The organism is Actinophytocola sp. NPDC049390 (assembly GCF_044466355.1).
Taxonomy (GTDB): Bacteria; Actinomycetota; Actinomycetes; order Mycobacteriales; family Pseudonocardiaceae; genus Actinophytocola.
Map to the genome: position 1 here is coordinate 321,399 of NZ_JBITMQ010000002.1, position 13,453 is coordinate 334,851.

The 13,453-nt window shown below is 71.9% G+C and carries 11 protein-coding genes; 4 read left to right on the plus strand and 7 right to left on the minus strand.

Annotation, left to right across the window (positions count from 1 at the left end; translation table 11 throughout):
* Positions 1–4: 4 nt before the first annotated feature.
* The 5 genes from ACIBVP_RS07655 to ACIBVP_RS07675 form a co-directional block, all read right to left on the minus strand.
* Positions 5–1,723: a tetratricopeptide repeat protein gene (locus ACIBVP_RS07655; RefSeq protein ID WP_396105206.1), complete on the minus strand. Its 1,719-nt coding sequence runs from the start codon at positions 1,721–1,723 to the stop codon at positions 5–7.
* A 373-nt stretch (positions 1,724–2,096) separates the two neighbouring features.
* The gene (gene katG / locus ACIBVP_RS07660; RefSeq protein WP_396105207.1) at positions 2,097–4,331 is read right to left on the minus strand and encodes a catalase/peroxidase HPI; all 2,235 of its coding nucleotides are present in this window, start codon (positions 4,329–4,331) and stop codon (positions 2,097–2,099) included.
* Between the two features lie 16 nt (positions 4,332–4,347).
* Positions 4,348–4,785, minus strand: coding sequence for a Fur family transcriptional regulator (locus tag ACIBVP_RS07665; RefSeq protein ID WP_396105208.1), 438 nt, complete (start codon positions 4,783–4,785; stop codon positions 4,348–4,350).
* Between the two features lie 45 nt (positions 4,786–4,830).
* Entirely contained in the window at positions 4,831–5,493 is a 663-nt protein-coding gene (locus ACIBVP_RS07670) for an HNH endonuclease family protein (RefSeq protein WP_396105210.1), read from the minus strand.
* A gap of 123 nt (positions 5,494–5,616) precedes the next feature.
* Positions 5,617–7,980, minus strand: a complete 2,364-nt coding sequence (locus tag ACIBVP_RS07675) for an SGNH/GDSL hydrolase family protein (protein WP_396105211.1) — start codon at positions 7,978–7,980, stop codon at positions 5,617–5,619.
* A 135-nt stretch (positions 7,981–8,115) separates the two neighbouring features.
* Here ACIBVP_RS07675 and ACIBVP_RS07680 point away from each other — a divergent pair, with 135 nt between their 5' ends.
* Both ACIBVP_RS07680 and ACIBVP_RS07685 read left to right on the plus strand, forming a co-directional pair.
* Positions 8,116–9,048, plus strand: a complete 933-nt coding sequence (locus tag ACIBVP_RS07680) for a DUF5829 family protein (protein ID WP_396105212.1) — start codon at positions 8,116–8,118, stop codon at positions 9,046–9,048.
* A gap of 13 nt (positions 9,049–9,061) precedes the next feature.
* Complete coding sequence (locus ACIBVP_RS07685; protein ID WP_396105213.1) at positions 9,062–10,366, plus strand: MGH1-like glycoside hydrolase domain-containing protein; 1,305 nt, start codon at positions 9,062–9,064, stop codon at positions 10,364–10,366.
* Here ACIBVP_RS07685 and ACIBVP_RS07690 read toward each other — a convergent pair.
* Positions 10,353–11,336, minus strand: coding sequence for an RNA polymerase subunit sigma-70 (locus ACIBVP_RS07690; protein WP_396105214.1), 984 nt, complete (start codon positions 11,334–11,336; stop codon positions 10,353–10,355). The two genes, ACIBVP_RS07685 and ACIBVP_RS07690, sit on opposite strands and share 14 nt — an antisense overlap.
* Before the next feature lie 136 nt (positions 11,337–11,472).
* Between ACIBVP_RS07690 and ACIBVP_RS07695 the strand changes: the two genes are divergently transcribed.
* Positions 11,473–11,922 (plus strand): DUF1772 domain-containing protein, encoded by a 450-nt coding sequence (locus ACIBVP_RS07695; protein ID WP_396105215.1) that lies wholly within the window; start codon positions 11,473–11,475, stop codon positions 11,920–11,922.
* Here ACIBVP_RS07695 and ACIBVP_RS07700 read toward each other — a convergent pair.
* Positions 11,919–12,407 carry a glutathione peroxidase gene (locus ACIBVP_RS07700; protein WP_396105216.1) on the minus strand — a complete coding sequence of 163 codons (489 nt, stop codon included), beginning with the start codon at positions 12,405–12,407 and terminating at the stop codon, positions 11,919–11,921. The genes ACIBVP_RS07695 and ACIBVP_RS07700 overlap by 4 nt on opposite strands.
* A 173-nt stretch (positions 12,408–12,580) precedes the next feature.
* Here ACIBVP_RS07700 and ACIBVP_RS07705 point away from each other — a divergent pair, with 173 nt between their 5' ends.
* A complete protein-coding gene (locus ACIBVP_RS07705; RefSeq protein ID WP_396105217.1) occupies positions 12,581–13,453 on the plus strand; it encodes a hypothetical protein in 873 nt (290 codons plus the stop codon).

A 13,453-nucleotide genomic window follows, 5' to 3' on the forward strand; every position in this document is an offset into this window, starting at 1 on the left:
TGTGTCAGCACTCGGCGACGCCGTCGAACCGGTTTCCCGGCCGGCAGTCCGCGAGCGCGGCGCGGAGTTCGGCGGTGAACTCCTCGTCCGTGCCGTCGTCGAGGGACAGCGCCGCCGTGAAGTCCGCGGCCGCCGACCGCCGGTCGCCCAGTTCGCGGTGGGCGTGGCCGCGGTTGTAGCGGGTGACGGGGTCGTCGGCGACCGACAGCGCGGTGGTGAGGTCGGCGATGGCGGCCGGGACGTCGCCGCGGTCGAACCGGGTGGTGGCGCGGTTCACGAGCGCCTCGGTCAGGTCGGGGCGGACCGCGAGCGCACGGGTGAACAACTCGTCGGCGGCGTCGTGCTCACCGCGGTCGGCGTGGACGAGACCGAGTGCGCACAACAGGTGCGGGTCCTCCGGCGCGACGGCCAGTCCAGCGCGCGCGTCGGATTGCGCACCGTCCGGGTCGCCCAGTTCGTACCGCAGCGCCGACCGGTTCGTGAGCGCGTCGACGTGCCGGGGGTCCTGCGCCAGAACGCGGTCCAGATCGGCCAGTGCCGCCTCCGGCTCGCCGAGCGACTGGAGCAGGTCGGCCCGGTTGTAGTAGGCCTCCGGGAGGTGCGGGTGCCACCGGATCGCCGCCGCGCAGTCGGCGACGGCCTCCTCGACCCGGCCCGCCGCCCGCAGCAGCGATGCGCGGTCCACGTAGTACTCCGCGTTGTACGGGTCCACCGCGATGACCGCGTCGAGGTCGGCGAGCGCGGCGGCAGGCTGCCGCATGGCCAGGTGGACCTGCGCGCGGTTGTGGACGAGCCGGGCCCGGTCCTGACGCCGCTCCCCCGGCGCGAGCACGCGGTCGAGCGCGGCGAGGCCATCGTCGATGGTGCGCAGTGCACGCTCGTGGTCGCCCGCCTTGCTGTCGAGCAACGCGAGCCCTTGACCGTGGAACACGGTCAGCACGGTTCGGCGCGGCTCCGGAAGTTCCGCCGCGAGCGCCATCGCGCGGTCGAGCCACGCACGGGCGGTTCCCGGGTCGGCGGGCAGGTGCCGGGCGTGCAGCACCCCGAGCGACGCGGACGCCGACATGAGGACCGCGGTGTCCTCAGTGGACGCCGCGGACGCGACCGCCGCCAGGTAGAGGTCCCGCGCGGCAACGGGTTCACCGAGTGCGGTCAGGCAGGTCGCGAGACCCGTCGTGAACGCCCAGGCGAGGTCCGCGTCCCCGGCGAGCTCACGGCCGCGGGTCGCGACACGCCGCCCGTGGTCGTAGAAACCTCTGGCAATGGCGGAACCGAGCGCCGCACGCAGCGCCGCGGCATCGGTGTCCGGTGCCGGCGCGGGCGATCCGCGGTCGAGGTCCAGCGTCAGCGCCGGCACGTGGCGGAGCGCGTCGACCAGCTCGACCGTGGTGCGGTCCGCACGGTCCACGTTGTGCAGGACGACGTGTGCCGGGGTGTCCCACGCCGCCACGAGTTCGGTCAGGCCGAACGCGAGCGCGCGGGTGCGTGCCGCCGGGTGGAACCGGATCTGGACGTCCGCGGCCACGTCGAGCGCGGCCGCCGCCGACCCTGGCAGCAGCGGCGCGAGGTCCGGCACGGCACTGACCAGCTCGACCGCGTGCCGTTCGACCACTTCCGGTGCGCGGTCGAGGAGTTCCGCGACGACGAGCCTCAGGAACTCGCCGACGCCGCCGTACGGTCCGGCCGCCCACGCGTCGCAGTCGAACGGTCCGTACGTCGTCATGACGCTCCTCGACCGCGGCACTCAGCTCACCAGCACCACTCGATCCACAGCCTGCGCGAGCCGGCCGTCAACCGCGTGCCGCCCGCCTTCTTCGCGGTCACCTTCTTCATGCCACACCTCCGAACCACCGTGCCCATCGTGATCACGTGGACCGTACTCGCGGCGAAACACGCTGGTACAGAGCCATTCGCTGGAGTCGGCACCCCGAATTCCGGGAGGACGGAATACGGCCACCCGGCCGAGCGGCGTTCGTCCAGTGCGGTGCCGCGAATTCGGCCGCACCCTTCGCGCGGGCACGCGCAGCACCGCCGGGTGAAACGCGGCAGGGCCGGTCGGGGAAACCCCTCGACCGGCCCTGCGCACGGGACGAGACTCAGACCAGGTCGTACCGGTCCAGCATCATGACCTTGTCCCAGGCGGCCACGAAGTCGCGCACGAACTTCTCCTTGGCGTCGTCGCTCGCGTAGACCTCGGCGACGGCACGCAGCTCGGAGTTCGAGCCGAACACGAGGTCGACCCGGGAGCCGGTCCACCTGACCTCACCGGTGGCGCGGTCGCGACCCTCGAACACCTCCGCGTCCCCGGACACCGGCGTCCACTCCGTGTCCATGTCGAGCAGGTTCGCGAAGAAGTCGTTGGTCAGCGACCCCGGCGTCGACGTCAGCACACCGAGCGCGGTCTGCTGGTGGTTCGCGCCGAGGACACGAAGACCACCGACGAGCACGGTCATCTCGGGCGCGCTCAGGTTCAGCAGGTTCGCGCGGTCGACCAGCAGGTACTCCGACGGGAGGTGGCCGTTCTTGCCGCGGTAGTTGCGGAACCCGTCGGCCTTCGGCTCCAGCGCGACGAACGACTCGACGTCGGTCTGCTCCTGCGACGCGTCGGTGCGGCCCGGTGTGAACGGCACGGTGACGTCGACGCCGGCGTTCTTGGCGGCCTGCTCGACCGCCGCGACGCCACCCAGCACGATCAGGTCGGCCAGCGAGACCTTCTTGCCGCCGGTCTGCTCGCCGTTGAAGGCCTCCTGGACGCTCTCCAGGGTGCGCAGCACCTGCGCGAGCTCGTCGGGCTGGTTGACCTCCCACTCACGCTGCGGCGCGAGACGCAGCCGGGCACCGTTGGCGCCACCGCGCTTGTCGCTGCCGCGGAACGTCGAGGCGGACGCCCACGCGGTGGTGACCAGCTGCGACACCGACAGGCCGGAGGACAGGACCCGCTCCTTGAGCGCGGCCACGTCGGCCTCGTCGACCAGCTCGTGGTCGACGGCGGGGACGCGGTCCTGCCACAGCAGCTCCTCCTGCGGCACCAGCGGGCCGAGGTAGCGCTGGATCGGGCCCATGTCGCGGTGGGTCAGCTTGAACCAGGCACGGGCGAACGCGTCGGCGAACTCCTGCGGGTTCTCGTAGAACCGCCGCGAGATCGGCTCGTAGATCGGGTCGAACCGCAGCGCGAGGTCGGTGGTGAGCATGCCGGGCGCGCGGTCGAGGGCGCCGCTCTCCGGGTCGGGCACGGTGCCCGAGGCGGCGTTGTTCTTCGGCCGCCACTGGTTCGCGCCGGCCGGGCTCGTGGTGAGCTCCCAGTCGTAGGTGAACAGGTTGTGGAAGAACCAGTTGCTCCACTGGGTCGGCGTCGAGGTCCAGGTGACCTCGAGACCGCTGGTGATCGCGTCCCGGCCCTTGCCGGAACCGAAGGAGTTCTTCCAGCCGAGACCCTGCTCCTCGAGCGGGGCGCCCTCGGGCTCGGCGCCGACGTGCACGTCCGGGTTGGCCGCGCCGTGGGTCTTGCCGAAGGTGTGGCCACCGGCGATGAGCGCGACGGTCTCCTCGTCGTTCATCGCCATGCGGCGGAAGGTCTCGCGGATGTCGCGGGCCGCGGCGAGCGGGTCCGGGTTGCCGTTGGGGCCCTCCGGGTTGACGTAGATGAGTCCCATCTGGACGGCGGCGAGCGGGTTCTCCAGCTGGCGGTCACCGCTGTAGCGCTCGTCGCCGAGCCAGGTGCGCTCGGGGCCCCAGTACACGTCCTCGTCGGGCTCCCACACGTCGGCGCGGCCACCGGCGAAGCCGAAGGTGGTGAAGCCCATGGTCTCCAGGGCGCGGTTGCCCGTGAAGATCATCAGGTCGGCCCAGGAGATCCTGCGGCCGTACTTCTTCTTGACCGGCCACAGCAGACGGCGGGCCTTGTCGAGGTTGCCGTTGTCCGGCCAGCTGTTCAGCGGCGCGAACCGCTGCATGCCCGCGCCCGCGCCACCGCGGCCGTCCTCGATGCGGTAGGTGCCCGCGCTGTGCCACGCCATGCGGACCATCAGCGGCCCGTAGTTGCCGAAGTCGGCGGGCCACCAGTCCTGCGAGGTGGTCAGCACCTCGTCGACGTCCCTGGCCAGCTCGTCGAGGTCGACGCCGGCGAACGCGGCCGCGTAGTCGAAGTCCCCGCCCATGGGGTCGGCCACCGGGTTGTGCTTGCGCAGGATCGCGAGGTTCAGCCGGTTCGGCCACCAGTCACGGTTGCTCCCACCCTCGGTCGGGTGGTTGAAACGCCCCGAGGAGACCGGGCACCCGCCGGCGCCCTCGGTGTTCATCTCTCCAACGACGGCGTCAGGACTGTCAGACACGGGAATCCTTCCAGGATCAGGGGTTGGTGCTCGTTGCGGTGGAACAGTCGGGGCACAGGCCCCGGTAGACGACCTCGGCCTCGTCGATGACGAAACCGTGGTCGTCGGACGCGATCAGACAGGGGGCGCTGCCGACGGCGCAGTCGACGTCGGCGATCACGCCGCACGACCGGCAGACGACGTGGTGGTGGTTGTCGCCGACCCGCGCCTCGTACCGCGCCACGGACCCCGGCGGCTCGATCCGCCGCAGCAGCCCGGCCGTGGTGAGTGCGCGCAGGACGTCGTAGACGGCCTGGTGGGAGACTCCGCCGAGATCCGCGCGCACGATACCGATGATCGAATCCGTGTCGGCGTGCGGATGGTCGTGCACCGCGGACATCACCGCCATCCGGGGGCGCGTCACACGCAGCGCGGCGTCGCGCAGCATGCGTTCGAAGTCCGACGTCGTGGGCACGGGCGCAGTCTTGCGACTTTTCTGGAACGAGTCAAGTCTTGAAGGTCAACAGTGCGTGAGGACACCCCGCAGGGCGTCCCGCTCGTCCCGGTCCACGGTCAGGTCGTACTTGTCCTTGGTGAGCACCCAGCGGACCGCGTACCCGCACCGGTTCTGCTCGGGCAGCCAGCTGGCGGGGTCCTGGTCGCCCTTCTGCCGGTTCGAGGTCGCGGACACCACGAGGAGCTGGTCGAGGTCGTTGGCGAACGCCTCCCGCTGGTCGCGGGTCCACTTCCGGGTACCGCTGCGCGCCGCCTCGGCCAGCGGCACGAGGTGGTCCAGGTCGGCGTCGCTCGCGTCGTGGAGCACCACACCGTCGTAGTCGGACACCCACGTCCCGGACACTGCCCGGCACGCGTCGTCGGTCTTCACGCCGGTGCCCTGCCGCTGGAGCGCCACCTCGCGCGTATTGCACCCGTCGCCCTGCCCGGACCAGTGTGGCCACTGGTCCCGGTCGTACCGGAACCCGGTGTCCTCCTCGGCGACGGTGAGCCCGTCGAGCACGGTCAGCGCGGTCGCGGGGTCGGCGGGCAGCGGCTCGGTCTCCTTCCCGGTCTCGTCGGCCCGGGTGGGGTCGCCGGTGAACCACCAGACGGCGACCGCGACCGCGACGGCGACGAGGAGACCGAGCAGACGACCGGTGGAGCGAGAACGAGCGCGGGGGGACACGCAGGTGATCTTTCCACCACCGGGCCCACTACCCCGGCAAGGGCACGCCCACTGCGTGAAGGACGCTTTCGGGACACTCAACGTCCCGAAAGCGTCCTTCAGGGCATCAGCGGCCGCCGCTGGTCAGTCGAGTTGGCGCAGGTCGATCGCCTCCGCCATCGCGCGGTAGCCCGCGTCCGACGGGTGCAGGTGATCACCCGAGTCGTACTCCGCCGCCAGGCGCCGCGGGTCCGCGGGGTCCCGCACCACCTGGTCGAAGTCGACGACCGCGTCGAACACGCCACTCGTCCGGATGAACTCGTTCACCGCCTGCCGCACCGACTCGCGTTCGTCGTTGTACGACCGCCAGCCCATGAACGGCGTGATCGTCCCCGCGACGATCCGCAGCCCCGACGCGTGCGCCCGCGCCGCCATCTGCCGCAGCGCCGCGCTCAGCGCCACTGGATCGGGGTGTGCCAGGTTCCCGATGTCGTTGATCCCCTCCAGCACGATCACCGTCCGCGCGCCGGTCGGCACCAGCATGTCGCGGGTCAGCCGGGCGAACGCGTTCTGCCCGCCGATCCCCGTTGTGCTGTCGAGGATCCGGTTGCCGCTGATCCCGCTGTTCACCACGCTGAGCCGCGTCGGTCCTGGGCGCGCCGCCAGCCGGTCCGCGAGCACGTCCGGCCACCGCACGTTCGCGCTGGTCGTCGACTTGTCGCCGTCGGTGATGGAGTCCCCGAACGCGACCACCGCGCCGTCCACGGCCGGGGCGTCGACCTCGACGGCGGTCACGTAGTGCCACGCCGGGGTCGGCGTGGTGAACGCGCTCCCCCGCTCGTCGGCGGTGTGGTCACCGGCGGAGGTCAGGAACGAGGTCTGGTAGGCGCGCGGGTGCGCGGTCACCGGCCCGGACGGCTCCGGTGTGAACACGCTGACCAGCAGGTCGCCGTCGGCGGGCACCGCGAACGGCACCGGGTCGCTCAGCACCTCCGCGCCCGCCGGGATGGTCACCGACGGCGCACCGCCGAAGGTCACCGCCCGCATCGTGCCCGCGACCGCGTCCGGGGTCGACGGCCCCGCCGCCACGGCGAGCGTCACCCGGCCCATCGTCACCGGCACCTTTCCGTACACATTGGACAGCCGGATCCTGGCCGCCCGGCCGCCGACGCTCGTGTGCACGACGTTGCGGATCGAGTGGTTCGCGAGCCCCTGGTCGGTGCCCGGCAGCGCCTGCGCCATCGCCGTGTGCCACGTGCCGACCCAGTCCCCCGCCTGCGCGGGCCGGAACTGGTCGAGAGCCACGACGTCGGCCATCGCCCGGTAGCCCGCGTCCTTCGGGTGCAGGTGGTCGCCGGAGTCGTACTCGGCGCGCATCCGGTGCGGGTCGGCCGGGTCGCGCAGCGCCGCGTCGAAGTCGGCCACCGCGTCGAACGCGCCGCCGTGCCGGACGAACTCGTTGACGGCGAGCCGCACGCCCTCGAGTTCCTCGGTGTAGTTGCTCGACCCGCCGAACGGCGTCAACGTCCCGCCGACCACGCGCAGCCCCTTCGCCTTCGCCTGCGCCGCGACCTGCCGCAGCGCGGCGATGATCGGCTCCGGTTCGCGGTGCTGCGGCTTGCCGCCGATGTCGTTGATGCCCAGCAGCACGACCACGGCACGGGCGCCGGGCACCGAGAGCACGTCCCGGTCCAGCCGCGACAGCGCGTTCGGGTTCCACGTGCTGTTGAGCAGCCGGTTCGAGCTGATCCCCGCGTTCACCACACCGAGCCGTGACGGGCCCGGCGCGGCGTTCAGCCGGTCGGCCAGGTAGTCCGGCCAGCGGTGGTTCGCGTTGCGCGTCGAGTTGTTCCCGTCGGTGATCGAGTCGCCGAACGCGACCACCGTGCCCTCCGCGCTCCCCCGCACGTCGACCCTGCTCACGTACGGCCAGAAACCGATCTGCTGGGTGAACGCCCCGCCCGCCTCGTCGGCGGTGTGGTCCCCGGACGGCGTCAGGTACGAGGTCTGGTTGGCGACCTGGTGGTAGGTCACCGGCCCGGACGGCACCGGCGTGTACACGCTGACGAGCAGGTCCCCGTCCTCCGGCACGGCGATCGCGACCGGGTCGCTCAGCACCTCGCCGCCGGCGGGGATGGTGAACGACGACGCGCCGCCGAAGGTCACGGGGCGCATCGTGCCCGCGACCGCGTCCGGCGCGTCCGGGCGCGCGGCGACCGCGACGGTCACGGCGGTCATGCGGACGGCGGCCGTGCCGAGGACGTTGGTCAGGCCGACCCGCACCCGCGTGCCGCCGACGCTGGTGTGCACGACGTTGCGGACGGTGCGGTCCGCGTACCCGGTCGGAGTGTTGGGCACGGTGCCGGACGCGGACGCCGACCAGGTGCCGACCCAGTCACCCGGCGGCCCGTGCGGTGCGGGTGCGGCCGCCCCGGTCGGTGTCGTCAGACCGAGCAGCAGCGCCAGCACCACGCTGAGCGTCAGCCCTAATCGTGGGACGTAGGACATGGGACCTCCTCGCGTTAGCGATCACCGCGAACGAGTGCACCGAGAGTCCTCCCCGCCGGTCAAGCGTTGTCCGGTTTTCTGTCCGGCGACCGTGGCTCGACCGCGATTCATGATCGCTGCTCCTACCATGGCCGCATGCAGAAACGCGGGGTGTCACGCACCCTTCTGGCCGCCGTTGTCGCCGTGCCACTGCTGGTCGCAGGAGCGGCCGACAGCCGCGCCGACGCGTTACCCCGCGAACTGCTGTACTTCAACCACATCTACGGGGTGCTCGACGCGGGCACCGCCGAGGCCATCGAGAAGTCCGACTACCTGCGCCGCTTCGCCGACTTCGAGCTGCGCACCACCACCGGCGCGGGCGGCCACACCTGGACCGGCCGCTACCTGCTGGGCCGCGAGACCTACCTGGAACTGTTCGGGGTCGGTGACCTGCCCGGCCCGGACGGCGGCGCGGGCGCGGGCGGCATGGGCCTGTCGACCGAGTGCGCCGAGGACCTTCCCGGGGTGACGGAGGAACTGCGCGACGAAGGCATCACTGAGCCGATCGAGTTCACCCAAACTCGCGACTTTGGTGACGGTAAGCCAGTTCCGTGGTTCGACTCGGTGTTCACCACGGATCGCTACGACGCGTTCGGCGCGTGGGCGATGGAGTACCGCCCCGAGTACTTCGCCGACCCGCGCAGCAAGACCGAACCCCCGAACCACGCCCGCGACGTGGGCCGCGAGCGGTACCTGCCGGACGGCTACCGCCACCACCTGATGCGGGACGTGACCAGTGTGCGCATGGCCGTCACCGCGCGGGACCTGGCGAACACCGTGCCGCTGCTGCGCGCGGGTGACTTCACCGTCGTGGAGCACCCGAACGGCGGTGTCATCGCGCACAGTGACGACATGACGATCCGTTTGGACGTCGCCCCGCCGGACCGGATCGGGCTGCGGCAGGTCGAGATGTCGCTCAACCGCCCCGTCGGCTACCGGCACAAGGAAAAGATCGGCAGGTCCACGCTCGTCGTCGGTCCGTTCACCCGGGCCGTGTGGACGTTCGGCAGCCCGCACGGCAAGCGGTAGTACGTTCGATCATGTGGTGACACCGGCGCTCGCGAGTGGACAACGGGTTCACGACGCCGCCTACGCCAAGGCGGTGCGGGACGTGGCGAACAACGTCGTCGGTGACGTGTTCGTCGCGGGCGAGTCGTGGCCGACGCTGTGGGTGCGGGACGCGGCGTACGCCATCGACCTCGGCGCCGGGCTGCTGCGTCCGGACATCGCGCGTGCCTCGACGCGTGCCGTTGCGGCCGCGGGCCGGTGGGAACAGGACCGGGCAGCGCACTTCGGCCGGTGGCCGAACCTGACGGACGCGATCGTGGGCACGATCGGCGCGTGGGCGTGCTACGAGGCGACCGGGGACCGGGACTTCCTGGCGTGGAGCCATGAGGTGACCCGCGCGAGCCTCGCACGAGCAGAGCAGGAGGTCTTCGACGGCGGCCTGTTCCGGGGTTGCGCGAGCTTCATGGAGTCGAACAGTGGCTACCCGCCGAGGTACGCGTTCCGCGGCCGGGCGGTCGGTGCCACGAAGGCGTTGAGCACCAACGTGCTCCACCACCGGGCCTACACGATCGCGGCACACGCGGCCCGCGTGCTCGGCGAGGACCCCGGCCCGTTCGCAACCCGTGCGGCGGCGGTGAAGGACGCGATCAACGACCGGCTGTGGGTGCCGGAACGCGGCCGCTACGCGTACTACGAGGACGCCGCCGGCGGCGTGTCGGACCGGTGGGAAGGGCTCGGCACGGCGCTGGCGCTGCTGTGGGGCGTGGCGGACGACGCCCAGGCCGCGACCGTCTTCTCGACGGTGCGGCCGACAGAGCACGGGTTGCCGTGCCTGTGGCCGAAGTATCCGTTGTGGACGCGGTGGCTGGTCAGGGACGAGTACCACTACCACAACGGGACGGTGTGGCCGTTCGTCCAGGGCTACTGGGGCTGGGCGGCGGCGGTGCGGGGCGCGGTGGACGTGTTCACGGCGGAACTGGACGCGCTGGCCGGGTTGGCGAGCCGGGCGCCGACGTTCCACGAGTTCTACCGGGCGGGCCGCCCGGACGGCTCGGCGCGGCAACTGTGGAGCGCGGCGGGCTACCTGGCGCTGGTCCACCACGGCCTGTTCGGCCTGCGCTTCGCCGCCGACCGGATCGGCTTCGCGCCGACGGTGCCGGAGGGCTTCGGCGAGGTTCGCTTGTCGAACCTGCCGTACCGCGACCTGACACTGGACGTCACGATCACCGGCACGGGCACGCGGATCACGACGTTCGCGGTGGACGACGAAACGCGAGCCGACCACACCGTCCCGGTCACCCTGACGGGCCGACACCGCGTGGACATCACGATGGCGTGAGGCGCTCCGGCAGGCCGAGCCGCGGGAACCGGTCGGCGTGGAACGTGGTGATCTCCGCGATCGCCCCGCCGGTGACGCGCAGGACGTCGATCGTCAGCGGCAGGTACGCGCCCTCCTGCTCGCGCCAGTGGTAGAAGGCGACGGCCGGCTGCCGGTTCGCCGACGCGGGAACGGCACGCAGGTGCGTCATGCCCGCGAAACCGTCCTCGACCCAGCTGGTCACGACCGCGTCGTGGCCGACGTACAGGCCCGGGGTGGGCGGCATCGAGGAGCGCACGTCGTCCCGCAGCATCGCGGCGAGCGCGTCGATGTCCGTGGCCACGCACGCGTCGGTGTAGCGCCGCACCAGGTCGCGCGTCGCCGCGTCCTCCTCCCCGCCGGTCCAGTCCTGCCGCTGCGCGGGCAGGTGCTCCCGCATGCCGGCGCGGGCCCGCTGCAGCGCGCTGTTCACGGAGTTGACGGAGTCCCCGAGCAGCTCCGCGACGTCCTTCGCGGGCCAGCCGAGCACGTCCCGCAGGATCAGCACGGCGCGCGGGCGCGGCGCGAGGTGCTGGACCGCGACCAGGTACGCCAGCTCGATCGTCTCCCGCGCGACGGCGACGGTCTCGGGCTCGTCCGCGTCACCCGCGGGCAGTTCGTCGAGCAGCCGGTCCGGGTAGGGCTGCAGCCACGGCACCTCACCGCCGGACGCGGGCGCCGGACGGTGCTTGGCGAGCAGGTCCAGGCAGGCGTTGGCGGCGATCCGGTACAGCCAGGCGCGGAACGTCGACCGCCCCTCGAAGGTCTCCCGCCGCCGCCAGGCACGGAGGAACGTCTCCTGCACGGTGTCCTCGGCGTCCTCGAACGACCCGAGCATCCGGTAGCAGTGCACGTGCAGCTCCCGCCGGTGCCGTTCCGCCAGTGCCGAGAACGCCGGCTCGTCGGCCTCGCCGAGACCGCGCACGTCCGCCGGCCGCGTGTCCACACCCATCACGTCATCCTCCCGCGTTGTCGTGTTCCGTCACAGGTGAGACGGATGCGGGCGCGACAACTCATCACTGACGGGCCGGTCGCGGGGCGGCCGAGGATCGTTGTCCCGCTGGTCGGGCCGCGTTTCACTGGCAGGTATGACGCTCGCGCAGATCGGGTCCTGGCTGATGCTCGCCGCCGGTGGGTTGTTCGCGGGCGGCATCCTGGTCGTGGCGGTCGAGCGCACCAGCCTCTGGCGGCGCATGCCGGTGCAGCAGTACGCCGTCGACTTCCGGCGTTCGCTCGCGCGCGTCGACCCGATGCTGCCGATCCTCGGCGCGGTGAGCGGCATCGGTGCGCTGCTGTTCGCGCTGAACAGCAGCGGCCGGGCCGCGACGCTGACGTGGGTGGCGGTGGGCCTGTTCGGCGTGATCATCGTCAGCTCGCTGGTCGTCGCCGAGCCCATCAACGCCCGCTTCCGGCGGTTGCCGGAGGGTGACCCGCCCGACGGGGCCGAGCGCCTGCGGGTCACGTGGCGACGCTTCCACTACGGCAGGACGCTGCTCGGCATCGCGGCCTTCACCTGCGCCGTCGGAGCCGTGTCCTAGTCGCTGAGGACCTTCTCGACCGCCGCCGTCAGCTCCGGGTCGTCCGGGGTGGTCCCCGGGCGGAACCGGGCGACCACCGCGCCCTGGCCGTCCACCAGGAACTTCTCGAAGTTCCACTGGACGTCGCCCGCGGCGCCGTCCTTGTCGGGGGTGGCGGCCAGCTCGGCGTACAGCGGGTGGCGGTCGTCGCCGTTGACGTCGATCTTCGACATCATCGGGAACGTGACGCCGTAGGTGGTCGAGCAGAACGTCTCGATCTCCTCGGCGGTGCCGGGCTCCTGCCCGCCGAACTGGTTGCACGGGAACCCGACGACGGAGAAGCCGCGGTCGGCGTAGCGCTCGTGGAGTTCTTCCAGGACGCGGTACTGGGGCGTGAGGCCGCACTTCGACGCGACGTTGACGATCAGGTACGCGCGCCCCGGCAGGTCGGCGAGCGTGGTCGGCTCACCGGCGAGGGTCGTCAGCGGGATGTCGTGGAGTGGCACGGCCGCCACCCTACCGGGGCAGCGCGTGGGGGCGGTCACAGCTCAATCGCCCTCGCCGCGTTCCGCCGGAGCGCTATCCTGCGAGGTAGAGCCCTGGGGGTAGCTCATGCCCTCGGTACGTCCGACCAAGGACGCAGGACCTTCGCGTCCGCCGGGCGAACCGAGAGAGTGGCATGGCCGACCTGATCATCACCATCGCACTGTGCGTGGCGGTCGCGATCGCCTACGCGACGGCGGCGCTCATCCAGGCCCGCTACGCCCACCTGCCGGTCATGGAGCTGCTGCGCATCCCGCAGTTCTGGGTGGCGCTCGCGCTCAACGGACTCGGCGCGGCACTGCACGTCACGTCGCTGGCGTTCGGTCCGTTGTCGCTGATCCAGCCGCTCGGGGTGCTCACGCTGGTCATCGCGGTGCCGTTCGCGGCGGCCACCGCCAAGCGCAAGGTCACGCGGCTCGAACTGCAGGGCATGACCAACACGGTGATCGGCCTGGCCGGGCTCGCGCTGCTCATCACGACGTCGGGCACGACCGAGACACTCGGCTCGACCGAGCTGGTCGCGTTGCTGGTCGCCACGGTCGCCGTGGTCGGTGTGCTGGGTGCGCTGGGCAACCGGCCGGGCGCGTCGACGCTGTGGGAGGCCATCGCGGGTGGCGCCGGGTACGCCGTCTGCTCGGCGCTGTGCCAGACCGTGGTCGTGACCGTGGGCGACGAGGGGCTCGGCGTGCTGCTCGAGCCCATCACGATCGTGGCGATCATCGGCATCGCCGTCTTCGCGGTCGCCGCGACCCTGCTCACGCAGCGTTCGTACCGCAACGGGCTCGCGGCGCCGCTCGCCGTGACCAACCTGGTCAACCCGGCCACCGCCACGACCATCGGTGTCGTGCTGCTCGGCGAGCACCTCGCGACGACGCCGGTCGAGGTCGTCATCGCCGTCGTGTGCGCGCTGCTCGCCGGGCTGGGCGTGGCCCAGCTGGCCCGGGCCCGCGACGTCGTGCCGGGCCCGGCGGCCACCGCCCCGCGCGAGGACGTCCCCGCGGGGGCGTGA